This is a genomic window from Enterobacter cloacae complex sp. FDA-CDC-AR_0164, assembly GCF_003071645.1.
GTDB lineage: Bacteria > Pseudomonadota > Gammaproteobacteria > Enterobacterales > Enterobacteriaceae > Enterobacter > Enterobacter ludwigii.
Map to the genome: position 1 here is coordinate 3,209,959 of NZ_CP028950.1, position 23,683 is coordinate 3,233,641.

19 protein-coding genes, 3 tRNA genes and 4 pseudogenes are annotated in these 23,683 nt (G+C 51.9%); 13 read left to right on the forward strand and 13 right to left on the reverse strand.

Annotated elements, in window-relative coordinates:
* Positions 1-252, reverse strand: a complete 252-nt coding sequence (locus AM410_RS15845; protein ID WP_108648123.1) for a hypothetical protein — start codon at positions 250-252, stop codon at positions 1-3.
* Between the two features lie 124 nt (positions 253-376).
* Here AM410_RS15845 and AM410_RS15850 point away from each other — a divergent pair, with 124 nt between their 5' ends.
* The 3 genes from AM410_RS15850 to AM410_RS15860 all read left to right on the forward strand — a co-directional run bounded on the left by AM410_RS15850 (position 377) and on the right by AM410_RS15860 (position 2,566).
* On the forward strand, positions 377-697 hold the full coding sequence (locus AM410_RS15850; RefSeq protein WP_108648124.1) for a hypothetical protein: 321 nt from the start codon (positions 377-379) through the stop codon (positions 695-697).
* Positions 698-875: 178 nt separating this feature from the next.
* The gene (locus tag AM410_RS15855; protein WP_108648125.1) at positions 876-1,295 is read left to right on the forward strand and encodes a translesion error-prone DNA polymerase V autoproteolytic subunit; all 420 of its coding nucleotides are present in this window, start codon (positions 876-878) and stop codon (positions 1,293-1,295) included.
* Positions 1,296-1,297: 2 nt separating this feature from the next.
* Positions 1,298-2,566 (forward strand): Y-family DNA polymerase, encoded by a 1,269-nt coding sequence (locus tag AM410_RS15860; protein WP_108648126.1) that lies wholly within the window; start codon positions 1,298-1,300, stop codon positions 2,564-2,566.
* A gap of 40 nt (positions 2,567-2,606) precedes the next feature.
* Here the strand turns inward: AM410_RS15860 and AM410_RS15865 are convergent, their stop codons facing one another.
* Together AM410_RS15865 and AM410_RS15870 are read right to left on the reverse strand one after the other, a co-directional pair.
* Complete coding sequence (locus AM410_RS15865; protein WP_236900075.1) at positions 2,607-3,746, reverse strand: acyltransferase family protein; 1,140 nt, start codon at positions 3,744-3,746, stop codon at positions 2,607-2,609.
* 106 nt (positions 3,747-3,852) lie between these two features.
* Entirely contained in the window at positions 3,853-4,521 is a 669-nt protein-coding gene (locus tag AM410_RS15870) for an SOS response-associated peptidase (protein ID WP_108648128.1), read from the reverse strand.
* A 408-nt stretch (positions 4,522-4,929) separates the two neighbouring features.
* Here AM410_RS15870 and dacD point away from each other — a divergent pair, with 408 nt between their 5' ends.
* The 4 genes from dacD to AM410_RS15890 all read left to right on the forward strand — a co-directional run bounded on the left by dacD (position 4,930) and on the right by AM410_RS15890 (position 8,356).
* On the forward strand, positions 4,930-6,096 hold the full coding sequence (gene dacD, locus AM410_RS15875) for a serine-type D-Ala-D-Ala carboxypeptidase DacD (RefSeq protein WP_108648129.1): 1,167 nt from the start codon (positions 4,930-4,932) through the stop codon (positions 6,094-6,096).
* Between the two features lie 131 nt (positions 6,097-6,227).
* The gene (gene sbmC / locus AM410_RS15880; RefSeq protein WP_032678501.1) at positions 6,228-6,701 is read left to right on the forward strand and encodes a DNA gyrase inhibitor SbmC; all 474 of its coding nucleotides are present in this window, start codon (positions 6,228-6,230) and stop codon (positions 6,699-6,701) included.
* A gap of 92 nt (positions 6,702-6,793) precedes the next feature.
* The gene (locus AM410_RS15885) at positions 6,794-7,852 is read left to right on the forward strand and encodes an FUSC family protein (RefSeq protein WP_020883296.1); all 1,059 of its coding nucleotides are present in this window, start codon (positions 6,794-6,796) and stop codon (positions 7,850-7,852) included.
* A 168-nt stretch (positions 7,853-8,020) separates the two neighbouring features.
* A complete protein-coding gene (locus AM410_RS15890) occupies positions 8,021-8,356 on the forward strand; it encodes a DUF496 family protein (protein WP_008499467.1) in 336 nt (111 codons plus the stop codon).
* Positions 8,357-8,405: 49 nt separating this feature from the next.
* Here the strand turns inward: AM410_RS15890 and AM410_RS15895 are convergent, their stop codons facing one another.
* Together AM410_RS15895 and AM410_RS15900 are read right to left on the reverse strand one after the other, a co-directional pair.
* Entirely contained in the window at positions 8,406-8,738 is a 333-nt protein-coding gene (locus tag AM410_RS15895) for a gamma-glutamylcyclotransferase family protein (RefSeq protein WP_014170780.1), read from the reverse strand.
* Between the two features lie 53 nt (positions 8,739-8,791).
* Positions 8,792-8,867: transfer RNA gene (locus tag AM410_RS15900), tRNA-Asn, on the reverse strand.
* Positions 8,868-9,057: 190 nt separating this feature from the next.
* Here AM410_RS15900 and emmdR point away from each other — a divergent pair.
* On the forward strand, positions 9,058-10,536 hold the full coding sequence (emmdR, locus tag AM410_RS15905) for a multidrug efflux MATE transporter EmmdR (protein WP_440271459.1): 1,479 nt from the start codon (positions 9,058-9,060) through the stop codon (positions 10,534-10,536).
* A gap of 80 nt (positions 10,537-10,616) precedes the next feature.
* Positions 10,617-10,692 (forward strand) — tRNA-Asn (locus AM410_RS15910).
* 119 nt (positions 10,693-10,811) lie between these two features.
* Here the strand turns inward: AM410_RS15910 and AM410_RS15915 are convergent.
* From AM410_RS15915 to shiA, 3 genes are all read right to left on the reverse strand, one after another.
* Positions 10,812-12,584: an aminopeptidase P family protein gene (locus AM410_RS15915; RefSeq protein ID WP_073396095.1), complete on the reverse strand. Its 1,773-nt coding sequence runs from the start codon at positions 12,582-12,584 to the stop codon at positions 10,812-10,814.
* Positions 12,585-12,602: 18 nt separating this feature from the next.
* Positions 12,603-14,057, reverse strand: coding sequence for an AMP nucleosidase (locus AM410_RS15920; protein WP_014170778.1), 1,455 nt, complete (start codon positions 14,055-14,057; stop codon positions 12,603-12,605).
* A 73-nt stretch (positions 14,058-14,130) separates the two neighbouring features.
* The gene (gene shiA, locus AM410_RS15925; RefSeq protein WP_032680659.1) at positions 14,131-15,447 is read right to left on the reverse strand and encodes a shikimate transporter; all 1,317 of its coding nucleotides are present in this window, start codon (positions 15,445-15,447) and stop codon (positions 14,131-14,133) included.
* A 191-nt stretch (positions 15,448-15,638) separates the two neighbouring features.
* Between shiA and ldtA the strand changes: the two genes are divergently transcribed.
* On the forward strand, positions 15,639-16,538 hold the full coding sequence (gene ldtA / locus AM410_RS15930; protein WP_073396093.1) for a L,D-transpeptidase: 900 nt from the start codon (positions 15,639-15,641) through the stop codon (positions 16,536-16,538).
* A 61-nt stretch (positions 16,539-16,599) separates the two neighbouring features.
* Here ldtA and AM410_RS15935 read toward each other — a convergent pair.
* Positions 16,600-16,675 (reverse strand) — tRNA-Asn (locus tag AM410_RS15935).
* A gap of 320 nt (positions 16,676-16,995) precedes the next feature.
* Here AM410_RS15935 and nac point away from each other — a divergent pair.
* Entirely contained in the window at positions 16,996-17,913 is a 918-nt protein-coding gene (gene nac, locus AM410_RS15940) for a nitrogen assimilation transcriptional regulator NAC (protein WP_014170773.1), read from the forward strand.
* A 96-nt stretch (positions 17,914-18,009) separates the two neighbouring features.
* Positions 18,010-18,960, forward strand: coding sequence for an HTH-type transcriptional regulator Cbl (cbl, locus tag AM410_RS15945; RefSeq protein WP_073396092.1), 951 nt, complete (start codon positions 18,010-18,012; stop codon positions 18,958-18,960).
* Positions 18,961-19,241: 281 nt separating this feature from the next.
* Here the strand turns inward: cbl and AM410_RS15950 are convergent.
* Positions 19,242-19,850: pseudogene (locus AM410_RS15950) on the reverse strand (glutathione S-transferase family protein).
* A gap of 203 nt (positions 19,851-20,053) precedes the next feature.
* Between AM410_RS15950 and AM410_RS15955 the strand changes: the two are divergent.
* Positions 20,054-21,174, forward strand: a pseudogene (locus AM410_RS15955) (IS3 family transposase).
* 30 nt (positions 21,175-21,204) lie between these two features.
* Here the strand turns inward: AM410_RS15955 and AM410_RS24365 are convergent.
* The 3 genes and pseudogenes from AM410_RS24365 to AM410_RS15970 all read right to left on the reverse strand — a co-directional run.
* Positions 21,205-21,312, reverse strand: a pseudogene (locus AM410_RS24365) (RHS repeat-associated core domain-containing protein); the annotation flags it as partial.
* Between the two features lie 194 nt (positions 21,313-21,506).
* On the reverse strand, positions 21,507-21,842 hold the full coding sequence (locus tag AM410_RS15965; protein WP_032678492.1) for a DUF7716 domain-containing protein: 336 nt from the start codon (positions 21,840-21,842) through the stop codon (positions 21,507-21,509).
* 22 nt (positions 21,843-21,864) lie between these two features.
* Positions 21,865-23,364 (reverse strand): annotated as a pseudogene (locus AM410_RS15970) (RHS repeat-associated core domain-containing protein); the annotation flags it as partial.
* Positions 23,365-23,683: the final 319 nt, after the last annotated feature.

Here is a 23,683-nt window from a genome sequence, read left to right on the forward strand (position 1 = left end):
TCACCAGGCCTGCATCCTTGAGTTTTCTTCTTCCTTTCTGAAAGCATATAACTCTTTGACTATATGCCCTATGCATACGCGATTAAACTCCTCGCGGGTAACTTCCCCAGACTCAAGCTTAACAACCCACAACTTAAGATCTGGTGTATCCTGCGCGACTTTCATCACTAGTTCGTCAGTGCTCATCTCAGGAACTACAGCCTCAGAACCAGTAGAAAGAATTTTGTACATCAATTTTTTGAACGAGCTCATACCATTACCTTCACTTAAGACCTTTAGACAATATTATCAGAATAACTTTCTTCACTGTACATATTGATCATAACTGTTGATGAAGTAATACTGTTTATATATACAGTTATATTGTGAGGTGATTATGCCAAACATAGCTGACAAACATGGCGCCTTTGTCGAGGTCACGCGAAAAAGCCCCTCTGAATGTTTACCAGCCACAGCAAACGTCGTCGGTGCGCCGGGTGGTTACGCGATTATTGAAAAAGTTCGTAGACCAGAGCAGGGCGTGAAGCTGCTCATCTGGTTCTGCGGGCGTCATCAATACGCTTACCTTGCGGGTGAAGCACTGATAACTGATGATGGTGAAGCCATAGAAGGTGACTCACTTGATGACGTTCACCTGATCGGTATTGTTACTCATACCATTCACCCGGCTTCTTCAGACATAAACCCCTTCATGTAGTATTTAAAATGAGCAATCGACACTTCTATTCCTGATATTTACAAACGCCAAAAGTCTAACAGCGTTACAGGTTTAGAAACGAAGCGGCTATGAAGTAGCCAGACAGAAACACTCGTCCATCTTGATCAGCGCCTCAGTTAAAACTACTGTATATAAAAACAGTATTGAGGTGTGCATTATGGAATTCTACAGACCGGCAGAATTACGCGAAATTATTGCAATCCCGCTTTTCAGCGACTTAGTTCAATGCGGCTTTCCTAGCCCGGCAGCTGATTATGTCGAACAGCGTATCGATCTCAATGAGTTACTCGTTTCCCATCCCAGCTCGACGTATTTCGTAAAAGCAGCCGGTGACTCAATGATAGAGGCCGGTATCAGCGACGGTGATCTGCTGGTGGTTGATAGCTCCCGGACTGCAGAACACGGAGATATCGTAATCGCCGCGGTAGAAGGTGAGTTCACTGTTAAACGTCTGCAGCTCCGCCCGACCGTGCAACTCATTCCTATGAACAGCGCCTACAGCCCTATTGTTGTTGGCTGCGAAGACACGCTGGACGTTTTCGGCGTAGTGACTTTCATCGTCAAATCGGCGAGCTGAACATGTTCGCGCTCTGTGATGTGAATTCGTTCTACGCATCATGCGAGACGGTCTTCAGACCCGATTTAAGAGGCCGGCCGGTTGTCGTTCTCTCGAATAACGATGGCTGTGTAATCGCACGCAGCGCCGAGGCCAAGGCCGCTGGAATTACAATGGGAGAGCCTTTCTTCAAGCAAAAGGACTTATTTCGGCGCGCTGGGGTTGTTTGCTTCAGCAGCAACTACGAGCTGTACGCAGACATGTCGAACCGGGTAATGACGACGCTTGAGGAAATGAGCCCCCGCGTCGAAATTTACAGTATCGATGAAGCTTTTTGCGACCTGACAGGTGTTCGCAACTGCCGGGACCTGACGGAGTTCGGCAAAGAGATCCGCGCTACCGTTCTGAAGCGTACGCACCTGACCGTTGGGGTTGGCATCGCGCAGACAAAAACACTCGCTAAGCTGGCAAACCACGCAGCCAAGAAATGGCAGAGACAGACGGGCGGAGTTGTTGATTTGTCCAATATCGATCGCCAGCATCGGCTGTTGGCGATCGTGCCTGTAGAGGATGTCTGGGGCGTCGGCCGACGCATCAGCAAAAAGCTAAATGCGATGGGTATCAAAACTGCTTTGGATCTCTCTGAGCAGAGTACGTGGATTATTCGAAAGCACTTCAATGTCGTCCTGGAGCGAACTGTCCGGGAGCTGCGCGGCGAACCATGTCTGGATCTGGAGGAGTTTGCACCAGCTAAGCAGGAAATCGTCTGCAGCCGGTCATTCGGCGAACGCGTGACCGAATACGAACAGATGCGGCAGGCTATTTGCAGCTATGCGGCGCGTGGGGCCGAAAAGCTTCGCAGCGAGCATCAGTACTGCCGCTTTATCTCTGCGTTCGTGAAAACCTCACCATTCGCGCTTAATGAGCCGTATTACGGAAACAGCGCGTCCATGAAGCTTCTCACCCCCACTCAGGATTCCCGCGACATCATCAACACCGCGGTAAAGTGTCTGGATAAAATCTGGAAGGATGGCCACCGCTATCAAAAGGCTGGAATCATGCTGGGAGATTTTTTCAGCCAGGGTGTGGCGCAGCTCAACCTGTTTGATGAAAATGCGCCGCGTAACGATAGCGCATCTTTGATGAACGTTCTCGATCAACTCAATGCTAAGGGTGGCAAAGGTACGCTCTACTTTGCCGGGCAGGGCATTCAGCAGCAATGGCAAATGAAGCGTGAAATGTTATCTCCGAGGTATACGACAAGATACTCAGATCTACTGATTGTTAGGTAACTAAAGATCTAAATCTCCGGCGACAAGTCGCCGGATGCCATTATTTATTGTATGCCTTGTCAGCAGTATTACTGGCCTTTATTCTTTTCATAAATGGCCTTTCAATAAAATGAAAGGTTAATGATGATAGAATGCAAATTAAGACATAAGATACTGTGAATATAATAAATGTGTTTATATCTAAGGCTAAATTGCTTCCATTTTTAAAGTAGATAACCATTGGGAAAAGAATCAATCCTTGTGTTAAATATAAACTATAACTTATTGCCCCAAGGCGAATTGCCGCTTTGTTAATTAATACTCCATAAAGATTAGCTCCTGATACAACTGAGAAAAATATAACGCAGAGGAATATCTTTTCAGGAGAGCCGTACAAAGTTGGCTGGACTAACAAAGTGGCTAATATCATAACTACTAATATGGTGTTGGCAGATTTAGCGTTTAAGTGAATCTTATCTTTTAGAACGCTGCATAACATTCCAGCGAAAAAATATGACCATAAATATGCATCTTTAGTAAAGTCTGGAAGGAAATACACAGAAAAAGCAAAAACAGAAACAGTTAACTCAAATGACCATTTCTTGAACATGAAGAACAGGGGTAGTGAAAAGTAAAAGATCCATTCCCAGCGGAGCGTCCAGGTAACGCCAGCCAATGCCATAAACGGAGGCGTAAAAGCAGTAACCGCAGGTTTGGAATTCCACAGCCCAGCATCAAACCAGGAGAGTGAAGCAGCGAGGATACTATGAGAAAAGTCCTTTCTTTCGGTCAATAAAAACAGACTTGCCAGTGCAATGGCTGAGCAGAAAATGGATAAAGGTGCAATCCTATAAAATCTTTTTTTATATAAGTCAACCCAATCAACTTCATTGGATTTTCTTACTTTCCCCCAAAACAAAAAAGCTGTAATCATGAAAAATAAAGCCACACCATATTTACCCATATACAACAACCAATCTGAAGTTGGCATCCATTTGCCTTTTGTTATGTAGGTATAGGCACAGTCAATATGGTGAAATATTACAAAAGAAGCGAGAATGAATCTCATGCCATCTAAACTATTTGCTCTTGCAGCATCTGTATCTTCATCTATAAATCTGAATAACGGCAAGCTAAATATTCCAATTGCCAGTGCTAAGCAGGTTAAAACAAGGCAAAGCGAGAATAATAAATCCATCATCTAACCTTAAGGGTAAAAATAAATTAGTAATTGTTAATGCCTGATAAAAGGCATTCTATCACTGCATCTTATGGTCGTCGAGGCTACGCAGGTTATTAATAATTATCTAATTTTTCGCAATCATTTCCGGCCCTTGATTCTTGACATTCCCCACGGCGCGCGTCACGGCGTGCCAGATAAACTTGTCGGCTGGCACAGAACCATCAGCGATAATCTCTTCCGCTTCTTTCCCGCCAACATCCTGGCGCATCCATTCCCGTGCCGCTTCTGGTGACAGGACCAGTGGCCGGCGGTCGTGAATGTCGACCAGGCCTTTATCTGCTGCAGACGTCACAATCAGGAAGCCTTCCGCTTCGTCACCGCGTTCGAAGGGCGTGCTGCCAATCGCCGCCATGAATATTGGCTGACCGTCGGACCGGTGGATGAAGTAGGGCTGTTTCTTGTCGCCTTCCTTCTTCCATTCAAACCAGCCATCAGCAAAACAGATAGCACGGCCATGCTGCCAGAGAGGTTTAAACATTCTGCTGGTGGCAGCCGTCTCGACGCGCGCGTTAATCAGTGGCGGTTTATCCCACCACCCGGGAGCGTAACCCCAGAAAACCGGATCGAGGTGAAGTTGCTCATCGCGTTCGCTCAGCAGCAGAACTTTGGTACCGGGAGCAACGTTGTATCGTCCAATTGGCTCAGGGTCATATGCGATGTCGCGATCGCCTTCGTCGGCCAGGTAGGCCAGATATTCTTCACGGGTTTGGGCTTGTGCAAAACGTCCACACATAGAAACCTCCAGCCAGATGTCAGACTGAAAGTATAGGGCAGGGAGTGAAATCAGCACCCGAGGTAAATTATTGGTTGTGTACCAAATTGCGTACCAAATAAAATTGTGATGGAGGTGATGCCTGTTGGGGCGAGGGTTGTATGGCTACTGCGCGTAATCGTGGAACAAAAATGTAGGGCGCGCGGCTGAATCAGACACCAGTAATACCATCCTGTTAAAAAATGACGTCTCTATGGTAAACGATTGTGCAGGTCAGTCCGAATAAAAAGCGCCATCACCGTGCAAATTTGCGAGGCCGCTTCAGCGTAAAATCTGCTTTCTGTCACATTTTTTTGCAATTAAGCCAGGTAACGACAACAGAACTCCCGTAAAAAGGTCATCGATTTTTAATGACCTGAGGATATACCGTTGAAACGCCGTCTGTTTATTGCTGTTTCTTTACTCGCTTCGAGTGTCTCTTCTGCCTTCGCGGCCGATCCGCTGGATTTTTCGCCGCAGCCTCCGGCCATTCAGGCGGGCTCCTGGGTGCTAATGGATTACACGACTGGTCAGATCTTAACGGCGGGCAACGAACATCAACAACGTAATCCGGCGAGCCTGACCAAGCTGATGACGGGCTACGTTGTCGATCGGGCCATCGACAGCCACCGCATTACTCCGGATGACATCGTTACCGTTGGCCGCGACGCGTGGGCAAAAGGGAACCCGGTGTTTGAAGGGTCGTCGCTGATGTTCCTGAAAGAGGGCGATCGCGTCTCGGTGCGCGACCTGAGCCGTGGACTGATTGTGGATTCCGGTAACGACGCCTGCGTGGCGCTGGCGGATCACGTAGCGGGTGGTCAGCCGCAGTTTGTGAAGATGATGAACGACTATGTACAAAAGCTGAACCTGCGCGATACCCACTTTGAAACCGTCCACGGTCTGGACGCGCCGGGCCAGCACAGCTCTGCCTATGACCTGGCCGTGCTCTCCCGGGCTATCATTCACGGCGAGCCAGAGTTCTACCACATGTACAGCGAAAAAGGCCTTACCTGGAATGGGATCACCCAGCAAAACCGTAACGGCCTGCTGTGGGATAAAACCATGAACGTTGATGGCCTGAAAACGGGGCACACGTCGGGAGCGGGCTTTAACCTGATTGCGTCAGCGGTTGACGGTCAGCGTCGTTTAATCGCGGTGGTGATGGGTGCTGACAGCCCGAAAGGGCGTGAGGAACAGGCCCGGAAGCTGCTGCACTGGGGGCAGCAGAACTTTGATACGGTGCAGATCCTGCATAACGGCAAAAAAGTGGGAACAGAGCGTATCTGGTACGGCGATAAAGAGCAGGTGGAACTGGGCACCGACCAGGATTTCTGGCTGGCCTTGCCTAAAACAGAAGTTCCTAACATCAAAGCCAAGTACGTGCTGGATAAAAAAGAGCTGGAAGCGCCGATTGCGGCTCATCAGCGGGTAGGGGAGATCCAGCTTTTCGATCGTGACAAAGTCGTGGCGCACTGGCCTCTGGTGACGCTCGAAGCGGTGAATAAAGGCGGCCTCTTCTCCCGTCTGAGCGATTATCTGCATCACACGCTGTAACGGCCTGCGTTAAAGCACATGAGCAGACTGGCGCGGTTGCGAGTCTGCTCACATAATAAACACTCCTCGTTTGCTGAACAGTTAAAACCTGCTTTATAGTGTATAAATATACAGTAATAAAAGGAGGCAGCATGGACTACAGCATCAAGCAGCAACAGAAACGTAAAATCGCCGGCTTTCATCTGGTCGGGCCGTGGGACAAAACGGTTAAACAGGGCTTCGAACAGTTAGTCATGTGGGTGGATGGACGTCACATTCAGCCGCTGGAGTGGGTTGCGGTTTACTACGATAATCCGGACGAGGTCCCGGCAGAAAAATTGCGCTGTGACACGGCCGTAACGGTCCCGGACGATTTTGTCATTCCTGAAAACAGCGAAGGCGTCATGATGACGGAAATCGCCGCTGGAGAGTATGCGGTGGCGACGGCGCGCGTTGAAAACCATGACTTCGCGACCCCATGGAACCAGTTCTTTAATTCCCTCTTGCAGGACAACAGCTACCAGATGGCCCCTAAACCCTGTTTCGAGCGCTACCTTAATGATGGTAACGCGGACGGTTACTGGGACATCGAAATGTATATTGGTGTAGAGCACAAAGCGGGTTAAGCCTGGTTATTACAGGGTTTTTCAGCCGGGTGTGATCCGCCCGGCTGAAAACACAGTACAATTGTGATTTGCCGTGTAGCTGGAGAGCGGGTGTGCGTCCCGACAAATCATTAACCCCTTTTGAAATTCGTCTGTACAAACACTACCGCGTGGTACATGGGTGCCGTATCGCGCTGGCTTTTGTGTTGACGTTTGTGCTGGTTCGTTTGCTGGATGTTCCTGAGGGAACATGGCCGCTTATCACGCTGGTGGTCGTGATGGGGCCTATTTCGTTCTGGGGGAACGTTGTTCCACGCGCCTTCGAGCGCATTGGCGGTACCGTTTTAGGCTCTGCCCTGGGGCTTATCGCGCTGAAGCTTGAGCTTATCTCGTTTCCGGTTATGTTGATCTGGTGCGGTGCCGCGATGTTCCTTTGCGGCTGGCTGGCATTAGGCAAAAGGCCCTATCAGGCGCTGCTGATTGGTATCACGCTCTCGGTGGTGGTCGGTGCACCGGCGGGGGATATGACGACCGCCCTGTGGCGAAGCGGGGACGTTATCCTCGGCTCACTGCTGGCTATGCTTTTTACCGGCATCTGGCCACAGCGTGCTTTTCTGCACTGGCGTATTCAGATGGCTAACTATGTCACCGCGTTCAACCGCGTCTATCAGGCCGGATTTTCCCCTAACCTGGTTGAGCGCCCCCGGCTGGAAAAACACCTGCAAACGATCCTCAACGATGTGGTCAGGATGCGCGGGCTGATTACTCCGGCCAGCAAAGAAACCCATATCCAGAAATCCATTTTCGAAGCCATTCAGACGGTAAGCCGCAATCTGGTATGCATGCTTGAGCTGCAAATCAACGCGCACTGGGCTTCTCGTCCCAGCCACCTTTTAATGCTCAATGCCCATACCTTAAAAGAGACGCAGCAGATGACGCAGCAAACGCTGCTCACCATCGCTCACGCGCTTTATGAAGGTAACCCGCAGCCCATCCTGGCGAACAGTGAACGTCTGAATGAGATCGTTGCGGAGCTGAAGCAGTTAATGAATGAGCGTCAGAGCGATAACGTTGCGGAAACGCCTATTCATGGTTATGTCTGGCTGAGCATGGAGCTGGCGCGGCAGCTGGAGCTACTGTCGCATCTCATTTGCCGGGCGCTGCGCAAATAAAGAGCAGCTATCTCCATATGTGACGCCTGCTGCTTCGATTCAGCATCAATTGGGGTTATGATAGCTTTAAACGATATACTCATTGTCATTCGCAGCCGCTGTCAGTAAGGTTATTGTTACAACGGTTGCTTTAACGAATCCGAATCTCACATTATCAGGGGTGTAAAAATGGAAACTACCAAGCCTTCGTTCCAGGATGTTCTGGAATTCGTCCGCCTGTTCCGCCGCAAAAACAAACTGCAGCGTGAAATCCAGGACGTTGAGAAGAAGATCCGTGACAACCAGAAACGTGTCCTGCTGCTCGATAACCTGAGCGACTACATCAAGCCAGGCATGAGCGTTGAGGCTATTCAGGGCATCATCGCCAGCATGAAGAGCGACTACGAAGACCGCGTTGATGACTACATCATCAAAAACGCTGAGCTGTCTAAAGAACGCCGTGATATCTCCAAGAAACTGAAAGTAATGGGCGAAATCAAAAACGGTGAAGCCAAAAGCGAGTAATCGCCGATGAATACAAAAAAGGCTCTCTGGTGACAGAGAGCCTTTTTTATTACGCAGTACGCGGCTGTAGCTGATAAATCCAGGCGTTGATCTGTTTTCCATCCGGCGTGGTCACATTGACCTCAACCCGATCGTAGCCGTCTTCAAATTCGTCCAGCATTGGCCAGTGTGCACTCAGGCTATCAGAAATAAACAGAAAGCCCTCCACGCGTGGGCCGTCCGGGTGCAGCACTATCCCCGGAAAATCTGCCGCCGCGCCCCAGCCACGTTCGTAAAACGTCCCGGTGACAAAACCGGCCTGCCATTCGCCACCGATGTTTTCAAGAATATGTGCATTCGCGTGACCCGGGCGTAGCGTGCCGTAGACAAACAGAGCGTTCATTTTCCCTCATCAGCAAAGCAAAAAGCCTGCTATAAAAGCAGGCTTTTTAAATTTGGCTCCTCTGACTGGACTCGAACCAGTGACATACGGATTAACAGTCCGCCGTTCTACCGACTGAACTACAGAGGAATCGTTGTGGAGGCTTATCTTAGCGGCGAAAAAAGTTTTGTCAAACCTGATCTTAGCGATTAGCGATCGATTGATGATTCTGTCTACAGTTTGTTGTAAATCCACACATCTTTTTATGGAAAATACTTTGCAGGTTTAGCATTTCTCCCCCATCATTTGAAATGGAGTTTCAACTTTCTCGTTAAGGTCCATTTTGAACGTCACTGCCCCCCTACGCCAGGCGATTATGCGCACGCCATGGTATGCAAAGCGTAAAAGCTATCGTGTTCTGTTCTGGCGTGAAATCACCCCCCTTGCCGTGCCTATTTTCCTGGAAAACACCTGCGTTCTGTTGATGGGGGTGCTGAGTACCTTTCTGGTCAGTTGGCTGGGTAAAGAGGCGATGGCCGGTGTCGGGCTGGCGGACAGCTTTAACATGGTGGTTATTTCGTTCTTTGCTGCCATTGACCTCGGGACGACGGTTGTCGTCGCCTTTAGCCTCGGCAAGCTCGATCCTAAACGTGCGCGCGAGGCTGCCCGACAGTCGCTGATGATCATGACCATTTTCTCGATCGTGCTGGCGGCGGTGATCCACTATTTCGGCAGGGAAATTATCGATTTTGTCGCCGGTGAGGCCACAAATGAAGTTAAAGATCTGGCGCTGACCTACCTGGAAATGACGGTCCTGAGTTATCCGGCTGCAGCCATCGCGCTGATTGGCAGCGGCGCGCTGCGCGGCGCGGGCAACACCAAAATTCCGTTGCTGATAAACGGCGGGATGAACATCCTGAATATTATTATCAGCAGCGTGCTGATCTACGGCGTCTTCTCCTGGGACGGGCTCGGGTTCGTGGGTGCCGGGCTGGGGTTAACGATTTCACGTTATATCGGTGCGGCCGCCATTCTCGGGGTGCTGGTGGCGGGGATCACGCCGTCACTGCGCCTTACGCTGAAGAGCTATTTCCGCCCCTTTAACTTCGCCATAATCTGGGAAGTGATGGGAATTGGTATTCCCGCCAGTATTGAATCCGTGTTGTTTAACGGGGGCAAGCTGCTGACGCAAATGTTTGTTGCCGGGATGGGGACTGACGTTATCGCCGGTAACTTTATCGCCTTCTCCATCGCCTCCCTGATAAACCTGCCGGGCAACGCCCTCGGTTCGGCGTCGACCATCATCACCGGTAAACGGCTGGGGAAAGGGCAGATAGGGCAGGCGGAACGGCAGTTGCGGCACGTTTTCTGGCTGTCAACCATTGGCCTGACGCTGATCGCCTGGGGAAGCGCCCCCTTTGCCGGGCTTATGGCCTCTTTTTATACCCACGAAGATGATGTCAAAGAGGTCGTTAAGATCCTGATCTGGCTGAACGCGGCCTTTATGCCCATCTGGGCGGCTTCATGGGTTTTGCCTGCCGGGCTGAAAGGGGCACGCGATGCACGCTTCGCGATGTGGGTGTCGATGCTCGGCATGTGGGGTTGCCGTGTGGTGGTGGGTTACACGCTCGGGGTCATGCTTGGCATGGGGGTAGTCGGCGTCTGGCTGGGGATGTTCCTTGACTGGGCGGTGCGTGGGGCGTTGTTCTACTGGCGTATGGTCAGTGGGCGCTGGCTCTGGAAATACCCGCGAATAAAACAGGAACCAACGACCACAGAATCAACAGAATGCCTGACAAATGCGCGAAGTGGAGAATAATTCGGCAAACAGTCAGAAATATGCATTCTGCCTTTGACATCATCGGGGAGCATCGATAATATGCGCCCCGTTCACACGATTCCTCTGTAGTTCAGTCGGTAGAACGGCGGACTGTTAATCCGTATGTCACTGGTTCGAGTCCAGTCAGAGGAGCCAAATTTAAAAAGCCTGCTTTTATAGCAGGCTTTTTGCTTTTCTGCGTTCTGAAAAGGTCCGATGCGACGGGCTTACAGCCGGGTCAGGCGAAACCGCCGCCCGGCATCCACCTGATATTTCTAGTGGTTAACCCCAACCGGCATCGTCGCCTCAAGCAACCATTGCCGCGCGTCGCTGTCGACCAACGGTAACAGGGCATCACGCACCTGATGATGATACTCATCCAGCCACTGTTTTTCCTGTTCGTTCAACAGCTGTAACTCGACCTGGCTCAGGTCGATCGGGATCAGCGTCAGTGAGGAAAACGTGCAGAATCCCGGACGGCTTTCGACAATCTCCACCTGGTTTTCAATGCGGATCCCATGGCTGTCCGCCAGATAATATCCAGGCTCGATAGTCATGATGGTGCCGGCCACCAGGGGCCACGGGTTAACCTTTTTGGCGAGACGATGCGGGTTCTCATGAATAAGCAACTGATGTCCTACCCCATGCCCTGTCCCGTGATCGTAATCCAGCCCCATTTCCCACAGCGGACGACGCGCGAAGGCATCAAGCTGATGGCCCTGGCTGCCGGAGGGGAACTGTAAGGTTATCAACGACAGAAACCCTCTCAGTACGGCGGTATAGTGCAACTTCTGCTGTGGCGGCACGCTACCCCATGCCAGCGTACGCGTGGCGTCAGTGGTGCCGTTATGGTACTGACCGCCGGAATCATTAAGGTAAAAATGATGATGACCGATGGGCTTATTGCTGGCTTCGCTTGAGTGATAGTGGCACATCGCCGCATTACTGGAGGAGGCGGAGATGGTGGCAAAACTTTGCTCAATAAATCCAGGCTGCTGTTTACGGAATGCAAGCTGCTGCGCCTGCGCTTCCAGCTCCGTCAGCGGTTTTCCCGCCGCCTCACGCAGGGGGACTTCACGGCTTAGCCAGGCCAGGAAATTCACCCAGGCAGCACCGTCCTGGTGATGACACTCGCGGTACCCGGCAAGTTCGACCGGGTTTTTAGTGGCTTTCATCAGAGTGATGGGATCGGTTCGCCAGACTATTTCGCCCTCGGGCTCAATGGCAAAGCGCAGGGCGACCGGCGCGGAATCGGCATCAACCATCACCCGCTTACCTTGTGACAGTCGCTGGCAGCGTTCGATAAAGGCATCCTGTGGCGCAATCCTGAACGCGTTTCTCACGCTCTCGGGTAGCTCGCTGAGCTTATTGTCGTTAACAAACCACTCCACGCTACCGTCACGGTCAAGAAGGGCAAAGGAGAGGGGAACAGGACTGGATGGGATGTCGGCGCCACGCACGTTCAACAGCCAGGCTATGTTATCCGGCAGAGTCACGGCCAGATAATCGGCATCGTGTGCGGCCAGCACGGCGGCAACGCGCTGGCGTTTGGCGAGGCTGCTTTCGCCACTGACCTCCACCGGCATTTCTCGAATACGTCCCGCCGGCGCGGCAGGGCGATCGTGCCATAAGGTATCAAATGGCGACTGACTGAGGGGAACCAGTTCACAGGGTGTTGCAGACAGTTGCCCGAACTCCGTATTGGTCATCAGCAGTGCTTCAAACCCAATACGCATGCCGGCCCCGGCGTTGGCTGTGAGCCATTCGGCCAGCGGTTCATTGTGCAGATGGTGGATTTCAATTTCATCCATATTGACCTGAAGGCGAGCCTGAACCTGATAGCGGCCATCGACAAACAGCAGCGCTGTGTTTTTCAGAATCAGCGCCAGACCTGCGGAGCCATCAAAGCCCGTCAGCCAAGCCAGCTTTTCATCGTACGGCGCGCAATACTCACTCTGCCAGGCATCCGCGCGCGGCACGATCATGCCATCAAGATTGTTTTCCTGTAGCCATCGGCGCAGGGCCGATAAGCGTGATGGGGTGTGCATGGTGATTCCTTGTTCTGGTTAGCGGAATGGCGGCTCGTTGAAGGTACGTAATTTACGGGAATGCAGCCTGTCACCTTCCGCACGCAGCAAATCAATGGCGCGAATGCCGATTTGCAAATGTTCGGAGATTGCCCCTTCATAGAAACGGTTGGCCTGACCCGGAAGCTTAATTTCGCCGTGCAGCGGTTTGTCGGAAACGCACAGCAGCGTGCCGTAAGGGACGCGGAAGCGATATCCCTGTGCGGCGATGGTGGCGCTTTCCATATCAATCGCGACGGCACGGCTGAGGTTGAAACGCAGCGCGGAGGCGGAGTAACGCAACTCCCAGTTGCGGTCATCCGTCGTGACTACCGTACCGGTACGCAGACGCTGTTTAACCTCTTCACCCGGCATACCGCTCACCTCTTTGGTAGCGTCATACAGCGCACGCTGCACTTCGGCGATGCTCGGGATAGGAATATCCGGTGGAAGCACAGCGTCAAGCACATGGTCATCACGCAGATAGGCGTGGGCCAGCACGTAGTCGCCAATCAACTGGCTTTCACGCAGGCCGCCGCAGTGTCCAATCATCAGCCACACGTCCGGGCGCAATACCGCCAGATGGTCGCAGATGGTTTTGGCATTTGACGGACCAACCCCGATGTTAATTAAGGTGATCCCCTGGCCGTCAGCGGTGATCAGGTGCCAGGCAGGCATCTGGTGTTTTTTCCACGCCAGGTCGGAGATGGCCTGCTCGGGTGCCTCGGTTTCCGCGGTGATCCAGATCCCGCCGGCGCAGGACAGCGCGATGTAAGGGCTATCCGGGTCGAGGATCTGGCTACAGCCCCAACGGACAAACTCGTCGACATAGCGGGTGTAGTTGGTAAACAGTACAAAGGGCTGGAAATGGTCGACGGGCGTCCCGGTGTAGTGACGCAGGCGCGCCAGAGAGAAATCCACGCGGCGGGCATCAAAGTGCGACAGCGGTGAAAATTCTGCCGGATGGTAGATACCGTCCGCCGTCTCATCGCCAATCTGCGACAGCTCGGTGGTCGGGAAATGGCGCGTCAGCCCCGCGCTCATGGAGCGGTCAAGGGTTAATGCCGAACCGTCAATCACATACGGATACGGGATCTCATGCTGTGAAGGTTCAACGGCAATGTGCGCGCCGTAATCCTGATACAACAGCGTGAGTTGCTCTTCAAGATAAGGGCGGAACAGTGCAGGGCGGGTGACGGTGGTGCTGTAGCAGCCGGAGTGGGTAAAGCGTGCGTAGGCGCGCGTTTTCGGCGTGTTAGTCGCGCTGCCGTCCCAGGTGACGGAAAGCGATGGATAAACAAAAAGGCCCTTACTTCTGGCCTTTTCGTCGGGGAGTTTCCCTGTTTCGATATACTCACTGATGGCGCTGCGCAGCGCGTTGACGGACTGTTCATACAGTGCATCGAGTTTTTCCAGTGCCTGAGCCGGGGTCAGGCTGGAGCCCTTATTATTCATCTCTGTCTCCTTGTTCCACAGGTGTGCGACTCTACCCGATAGTATGTCACACGCCTGTGAAACAAAAGTGAGATCAGGTGTGGCTCGTCTCTTTCATCAATAGCGCCGTCGCTGCTGACAGCAGGCAACCGGCCAGCAGATAAAGTGCCACACTGTGCCAGTTGCCGCCGGAGAAGGTCACCAGCGCGGCGGCAATAAATGGCGTAAACCCGCCGCCGACCACGCTTGCCACCTGATAGCCTACGCCCGCGCCGCTGTAGCGATAGCTCGCCCCGAACAGTTCGGTAAACATGGGCTGCTGCACGCAGACCACCATATCGTGGGCGATGTTAGCGAGCATGATGGCAAAGAAGACAATCCAGAAGATCGACTGTGCCTCCAGTGCCATGAAGAACGGCCAGGCGCTGAGGGTGCCAATCAGCGCCCCGGTGATATAGACGCGACGGCGACCAAACCTGTCCGCCAGCCAGGCGAAGCAGGGGATAGTCAGGCAGCTGATCCCGCCGACCAGCAGGCCAATGTTCAGGAACAGCTCGCGGGGCAGACCGAGATTTTGCGTTGAATAATTGAGGGCAAACGCGGTCACGATATACATCGTCAGCAGTTCGCACAGGCGCAGGGCAATAATTTTCAGAAAAGCGCCAGGATGCCGGACAAGCGCTTCCATCACCGGCAGCCGTTTTCTGGCAACGGGCGGTTCTTGCCGCTGTTGTTCGAACTCAGCAGATTCTTCCATGCCGTTGCGGATCCACAGGGCAGCGACAACCAGCACGATGCTGAAGATAAACGGAATGCGCCAGCCCCAGCTCAGGAATTGTTCATCGGTGGTGAAGTGGCTCATCAGCGACACCAGCCCGGTGGAGAGCAGCAGACCTACGCCATAGCCCACCTGCACGCCGCTGCTGTAAAACGCTTTCTTGTTTTTTGGGGCACTCTCAACGGATAACAGCGCCGCGCCACCCCATTCGCCGCCTACCGCGAAGCCCTGAATGGCGCGCAGCGTAACCAGAAGCACCGGTGCCCACCAGCCAATGGTGGAAAATGAAGGGAGAACGCCAATCAGCGCGGTGGCGATGCCCATCATCCAGACGGTGAGCATCAGCATGCGTTTGCGACCGAGACGGTCACCGAAGTGGCCGAAGATCACTCCGCCCAGTGGACGAAACAGGAAGCCGACGCCAAAGGTAGCAAACGCGGCGAGCGTACCCATTGCCGGGCTAATCTGGGGGAAGAATTCGCGGTTAAACACCAGCGCGGCAGTAATGCCGTAAAGAAGAAAATCATACCAGTCGACGACGGCACCCGCGAAGCTGCCGAGGGCTGCGCGGCGGGCACGATTGAGCGAAGGTGTCTCCTCGTTGGGATGTGTGGAGGTGAGAGTGGAGTCCATAGTTGTCCTGTCTGCACGTATTTCTAATTATTGGTATAAGAAAAGGTCACTCACATAGCCACCGTCATATAAACGGAACGTATGAGACTACCGCGCCAGGGCGCGTGTGCAAACTGATTTTATTTCCTGATGGGTAATGCAAAGCGGCTACGCTATGCTTAGCAAATCAAGGTGCGACTGAGGAAGGGAATATGTGTCGTATAAATGTGTTGAGTTGTCTTGCTGCATTACTTATCAGCCAGAGCGTTCAGGCGGTAAGTTATCCTTTACCGCCGACAGGCAGTCGGCTGGTGGGCACTTCGCAAACCATTACCGTGCCGGATCACAATACGCTACCGCTCGAAGCGTTTGCCGCGCAATACGGGCAGGGTCTGAGCAATATGCTGGAAGCGAACCCGGGCGTGGATCCTTTTTTGCCTAAATCCGGTACGCAACTGGTGATACCCCAGCAGCTGATTTTGCCTGACACCGTCCGCGAGGGAATTATCGTTAATGCGGCAGAAATGCGCCTCTACTATTACCCACCGGGAAGCAACACTGTTGAAGTGTTACCCATCGGCATTGGTCAGGCCGGGCGCGAAACCCCGCGAAACTGGGTCACAGCGGTAGAACGTAAGCAGGAAGGCCCCACCTGGTCTCCTACGCCGAATACGCGCCGCGCCTATGCGGCAGAGGGGAAAACGCTGCCTGCATTCGTGCCCGCCGGGCCCGATAACCCAATGGGACTGTATGCGATTTATATTGGCAGGCTGTATGCCATTCACGGGACAAACTCCAATTTTGGCATCGGACTGCGGGTGAGCCAGGGTTGTATTCGTCTGCGCAATAACGACATTAAATATCTTTTCGATAACGTCCCGGTAGGCACCCGTGTGCAGCTTATCGATCAGCCCGTTAAAGTGACGACAGAGCCGGACGGCAGCCGCTGGGTAGAGGTGCATGAGCCGTTATCACGGAACCGGGCGGAATTTGAATCGACCCGGAGAGTGCCTTTGCCGATATCTGCCTCGCTGCGAACCGAGCTTGTCAACGAGGGGGCGGGCGCGGAACTGGAACGTCGGTCAGGGATGCCGGTTAAGCTCAGCAAGTGAGGGCTATTTTACCTGCCGCAGAAAAGCAAAAAGCCTGCTCTAAAAGCAGGCTTTTCAAATTTGGCTCCTCTGACTGGACTCGAACCAGTGACATACGGATTAACAGTCCGCCGTTCTACCGACTGAACTACAGAGGAATCGTGTGAACGGGGCGCATATTATCGACGTCAGCCGGCCTTGTCAAAGGGTGGATCAACGCCTTTTGATCGTTTGCTGACAAAATCAGCAAAATGGCGTTTTTGACGCCGGAATGCACCGTAATGGTGCGCACATACCCCTAATGGGGCAGATCATAAACTGCTGTTTCAGTAATAAAACCGCTGCTTATGATTAGCTTTCCTTATTTTCAGCCGCTTAGCGACAAATCAGACCTCTTCGTAAAACTGGCATTCATATTGCAAAACCCTATCAACAATGAAAAGCCAGTACCGGCACAGCATTTCGAACAGGGGGCAAAATGAACTTAAGACGACTGAAATACTTCGTAAAAATCGTCGATATCGGCAGCCTGACTCAAGCGGCGGAAGTGCTGCATATCGCGCAGCCTGCGCTGAGCCAGCAGGTGGCTACTCTGGAAGGCGAGATGGATCAGCAGCTGTTGATCCGCACCAAACGTGGCGTGACGCCAACGGAAGCAGGCAAAATCCTGTATACCCATGCGCGCACTATCCTTCGCCAGTGCGAACAGGCGCAGCTGGCAGTGAATAATGTGGGCCAGACGCTGAGCGGCCACGTATCCATTGGTCTGGCTCCGGGAACGGCCGCGTCCTCTATTACCATGCCGCTGCTGCAGGCCGTCCGCGCAGAGCTGCCAGAAGTACTGGTTTACCTGCATGAGAACAGCGGTTCTGTGCTGAATGACAAACTTCTTAGCGGCCAACTGGATATGGCGGTGCTGTACGACCGCTCACCGGTGGCCGGGATCACCAGCCAGCCGCTGCTGAAAGAAGATCTCTACCTTGTGGGCACCCGCGACTGTCCGGGGCAGAGCGTCGATCTGACGGCCGTTGCAGAAATGAATCTTTTCCTGCCACGTGACTACAGCGCGGTGCGCGTGCGTGTGGATGAAGCGTTTTCCCTGCGCCGCCTGACGGCAAAAATTATCGGTGAAATTGATTCCATCTCCACGCTAACCGCCGCTATAGCCAGCGGTATGGGTGTGACAGTTCTGCCTGAATCCGCAGCACGTTCGCTGTGCAGCGCGGCAAACGGCTGGATGGCGCGCATCACCACGCCTTCGATGAGCTTACCGCTGTCGCTGAATATGTCCGCGCGCGGATCGCTGTCACCTCAGGCGCAGGCGGTAAAAGAGATTCTGATGTCCCTGGTCAGCAAACCGTCTCTGGAGAACCGTGAGCTGCAGCTGGTGAGTTGATATTCCATAAAAGCATAAGATGCTGGTTTTTATTATTTGTTCTGCAGGTCGGCTGACTCTAACAATAGCGTTATGTCAGATGCGCCGGAGTGAATCGTGAATTTCCAGCAACTTAAAATTATCCGTGAGGCGGCCAGGCGGGATTACAACCTGACCGAGGTCGCCAATATGCTTTATACCTCTCAGTCCGGCGTCAGTCGCCATATCCGCGAGCTGGAAGAAGAACTGGGGATAGAGATTTTTATCCGTCGCGGCAAGCGTCTGCTTGGCATGACGGAGCCGGGCAAAGCCTTGCTGACCATCGCGGAGCGGATCCTCAACGAGGCCAGCAATGTGCGTCGCCTGGCGGATCTCTTTACCAATGACGCCTCGGGCGTCCTCACTATCGCCACCACCCACACCCAGGCGCGTTACAGCCTGCCGCCGGTGATTAAAGCCTTCCGTGAACTTTTCCCTGACGTCCGTCTGGAGCTTATCCAGGGCACGCCGCAGGAAATTGAAGTGCTATTGCAAAACGGTGGGGCAGATATCGGCATTGCCAGTGAACGCCTGAGCAACGATCCGCTGCTGGTGGCTTTCCCGTGGTTTCGCTGGTACCACAGTCTGTTACTTCCCGTCGACCATCCGCTGAATCAGGTTACGCCCCTGACGCTGGAAGATATCGCGAAATGGCCACTGATTACCTACCGGCAGGGTATTACCGGACGCTCGCGCATTGATGAAGCCTTTAATCGCAAAGGCTTAACGCCGGATGTGGTGCTGAGTGCACAGGACTCTGATGTAATCAAAACCTACGTCGAGCTGGGGCTGGGCATTGGTCTGGTGGCGGAACAGTCCGGTGGTGAACGCGAGACGGAGAGCCTGGTACGACTGGATACGCGTCATCTCTTTGATGCCAATACCGTATGGCTCGGCCTGAAGCGTGGACAACTGCAGCGCAACTATGTGTGGCGCTTTATCGAACTCTGCAACGCCGGGCTGTCCGTGGATGAGATTAAACGTCAGGTGATGGAGCCAGAAGAAGTGGCGATTGATTATCAGATTTAAGCCCCTTATAGCACCCGTCCCCGTCGACAAGAAGCACAAGCCTGCAATTAAAGCAGGCTTTTTTATTGAAACCGTTTAATTTCCTGACCGCTTGTTCTCAAGAATATCCTGATGAATAACGATACCCTGTGACGTCATAAGATTGTCTTATATAGAAATATTTCTCATATTTCCATTGGGTTACATATAAGAATAAAGAAATATGATTCTTTTAGATGAGGATAATATTCCTGTGCGGCAAAAAAAGGGCTGAAAAGCCCTATAACACGCCGAGCGAAGCGTTAACTAAAAGGGTATTTTTTAAATGCCGCCTGGTTTTCGAAAATGTCGGCTACCGCTTGAATCTTTTTAAAATCCCCGGCGTTAACGACGTGAGGGATCATTCACTGAATAAATGTCCAGATAACCGTACTGGTAACAGCAACCTGATCGGCCACCGCGTTTTCCGGGCGTGCTTCCAGCAGCGCGTTCCATTCCCGACAGGCAGCCAGCAGCTGGACGGTAATACGTTCTATCCACGGATTATGTTGTTTCTCCGCCGGGCGCAGATTGTGTTCGTACACATTTTGCACAGCTTTCTCTGCGGCGGCGAGGATAAAGCCCAGCGTCTGGAGATCGTTCGCCAGTGCATCCGGCGTCACGGGCAGGAGTCTCCGTTCAGGCGCGGCCTGAGCCTCAAAATAATTCAGTATGAGAGACGAGTCCATCAGACGTGTTCCATTCTCCAGAACCAGCGTTGGCGCTTTTACCGCAGGGTTAATCCGGGAAAATTCCTCAAATGTGCTGAATACGGACAACGGCTGGCTTTCAAACGCAACGCCATAAAGTTCCAGGGAGACCGCCACGCGGCGTACATAAGGAGAATCCATCATGCCAATCAGCTTTATCATGATTCCAGTTTTCCTGTCTGTGTGAAATAACGCTTCATTGAAGATGATAAACAGACATTACAATAAATTCGTTATGGCGAATATCATCAGTATCTTACGGCCTGAGTGAGTATTACTGACAGATTGGCCGGTTGACCTGCTCCCCGTTGATTAATACACCGCGATGTTAGTAATGTCTTCATAAGCCACATGAGGACATGCCCATGAAGAAGCGTTTTTCCGACGAACAGATCATCAGTATCCTCCGCGAGGCTGAAGCCGGGGTTTCTGCCCGTGAGCTCTGCCGTAAGCACGCCATTTCCGACGCTACCTTTTACACCTGGCGTAAGAAGTATGGCGGTATGGAGGTGCCTGAGGTTAAGCGCCTGAAGTCGCTTGAGGAAGAGAACGCCAGGCTCAAGAAGCTGCTTGCCGAAGCCATGCTGGATAAGGAGGCGCTTCAGGTGGCTCTGGGGCGAAAGTACTGACGACAGGGCAGAAGCGTGAAGCCGTGGTGTTGATGTGTGATGCGACCGGTTTGACGCAACGTCGTGCCTGCAGGCTTACAGGTTTGTCCCTGTCGACCTGCCGTTATGATGCTCAGCGTCCGGCTGCTGATGCACATTTATCAGGGCGTATTACTGAGCTGGCGCTTGAACGCAGACGTTTTGGTTATCGGCGCATCTGGCAGTTGCTGCGTAGGGAGTGCCTTCACGTCAATCACAAGCGGGTATAACGTATTTACCACCTTAATGGACTGAGCGTAAAACGCAGACGACGCCGTAAAGGGCTTGCGACCGAACGGTTTCCGCTTCTGCGCCCGGATGCGCCGAACCTTATATGGTTGATGGATTTCGTTATGGACGCACTGGCCAACGGTCGCAGGATCAAGTGCCTGACCTGTGTGGATGATTTCACGAAGGAGTGTCTGACGATCACCGCTGCTTTCGGTATTTCAGGCGTTCAGGTCACGCGTATTCTGGACAGCATCGCGCTATTTCGGGGCTATCCGACGACAATAAGAACCGATCAGGGCCCGGAATTTACCTGCCGCGCGCTCGATCAATGGGCCTTTGAGCATGGCGTGGAACTACGGCTTATCCAGCCAGGTAAGCCAACGCAGAACAGATTTATTGAGAGTTTTAACGGACGCTGTCGCGATGAGTGTCTGAATGAATACTGGTTCAGCGATATTCTTCATGCCCGGAAAACGATTAATGACTGGCGGCAGGATTATAACGAGTGTCGGCCACATTCGGCACTGAATTATCAGACGCCATCAGAGTTTGCAGCACGGTGGCGAAATGGAAAATGTGAAGGTAAACAAACCGACATTACTAACTGACGGTTGTAGCTAATACTGGGGGAAGGTCACCTGCACCGTAAAACGCCCGACCTGCGGATCGTAATAACGGAACAGATTATAGTGTAATCCCGTTTCACTGTCGGCATAGCGCAATGGCTGATGAGCAAGGGCTGTTTGAAAATCATCCTCAACAAAAGAATTAAGTTAGAATAATGGCTTTCACGAATGTCATGAAATGATTACAAGTGATTGTCCTCGCGAGACTAACGTCTGTTCATATCCTCAGTTAATTTCTGATGAAGATGGCGCTGAAAATAGTTTAATACAGCCTGCAACCCTTAAAAATAGTGTGCAGGCTGTCTGGATAAATGTCAGAAATCTAAAAAATCATCATTCTCAAGGTAATAGTTTAAAGCATCAATAAAATCTTGATTACTGGCAGAAGGTTTTTGTTCGATTACTGATAAGATTACATCAGCAAACTGCTCACCAGAATAAATATATGATAAATCTCTGCTAGCCGCATCTTGCGGATAGACTTCTTTATCGTTTTCATCTACCTGTGGATAACCGGAGACAAAATATTCTTTTTCTCCGAATAACTCTCCGTCTGAGCCATAAATGCAAAAATTATCATCTTCACAACGCGATTTAACCATGATATCAATTATATCTTTCAATTTCATATGGTTACCTTTAATCGACATACTATCCCCTTTTTATTTAGGTTTAGCTACAAATTTTTCTACCAGTAGGACCATCAAGCTTACCTTGTCGTCCAGGTTTTCCACCACCCCATATATCACGTCCACCTTTACCAGTTGGATGATATAAAGAATGATTAGATCTGTGGTCTGCTCTGTCGACCAGAGTCAGTCTGTTTATATCTTCATGGTGATGGCAGGTTAATCCCGAAGGACTTCTGCTCATATCCCCATCTTTGAGCCAGTCATTTAGTTTTGGATATCTGTTGAGCATATCTTGGCGAAATTCCGGATTCGTCTCCATTTTCTGAACAAAATCCACATTAGCTCTGTTGAACTGGACTGCATCACTGGAATATCGATATTGAGGGTCAAGTGAATAATCATGAAAAATATGATATTCACCATTATTTGGCCTGTTAGCTAACCCCCACGGATCAATCCAACCCAGCGGATTCGGTGCATACTGATAAAGATTCCAGCCTCCCAGTAATCCAATCGGGTCCTGCACCGTAAACCGCCCAACCTTCGGATCGTAATAACGGAACATATTATAGTGTAATCCCGTTTCACTGTCTGCGTACTGCCCGGCATAGCGCAGTGGCTGATGAGCGAGGGCAGTTTGCTGCGTGAATCTGTGGAAGCCTTCCGTCTGTCGTGCAACCTCACCAAAACTCCCGTAATGACCGCTCCACCGGAGTTGTCCCTGTTCATCAGTGATATCCAGCGGTGCACCGTTCAGATCGGTTGTGAACCAGAGAACCTCTCCGCTGGTTTCGTCACGCAAATGGTCAATACGCGCCAGCGGGCTGTATGTTTCGTTCGGGTCGTAAACATATGTCTGACACTGTCCGTTCTGCTGCTGTTCCTGCAACAGCCGGTATCCCTGCCACAGAAAGCGGGTCTTTGTGGTGCCGTGTGGCATGGTGACCGTTTTGCGTGTGCGGCGGCCCAGGGCGTCATAATGGTAGCGGGCGGTAAAATTGCCTTCTGGTCCATTGCCCCCGGCCCGTATCAGGCGGTTTTCCGCGTCGTATACATAATGCTGTTCATACAGACCACTTCGGCGAAAGACCAGGTTACCCCACCAGTCGTATTTCATAAACAGGTTCTGCCAGTGCGTGAGGCGGTTATCCCTCAGCGACAGGGCAGAAAGGTCATCATCCGGCAGCAGGTTATCCGCAGTGTCGTACCGGAACCTCCTGTTACTGTGGTCCGGACGGGCTTCGTAGTGCCTGAGAAAACGGCCTTCCTCATCATAGCCGTAAATTGTGTTGCCACGCAGGGGGTCACTGACGTCTGACAATTCTCCACTCCCGGTGTAGTTGAAGGCGCGTTCGAAGATTGTCTGTTCCGGCAGGTCGGGTGAGAAACTGCGCTGCCCGGTACGTCTGCCGAGACTGTCATACCGGCGGGTCTGTTCACGGGTTCCCTGAGTGCGTGCCACCTCCCTGTGAATGCGGTCGCGTCTAAATTCAGAGATGATTTGCTGACCGAACCGGATGGCACTGACGTGTCCGGAACCAATTGTGCTTGGCGGTGAGGTGGCAAAGTATCTGGGGGCTGGATATTAATCATGATTTGTTAATTGGTTTTCTACTGACTTTCGCCAGCTCGACAGATGTACAACGAAAAACCTGGTTAAGTAACGGGGTCAGAGCCAGAGAAAATGAAAGTCTGAGAAAAGAGCAAAGAAATAAAAATTATATAAAAATGCTCATGAAAAAGACGATATTAAGTTATATCATGAATCGGGAAGTGTTATTCAGCCTGATACAATGACAAAAAATACTGAAAAGGGAAAGGCAATGCAGCTTAATAACACTTTTTCCGCAATGCTCGAA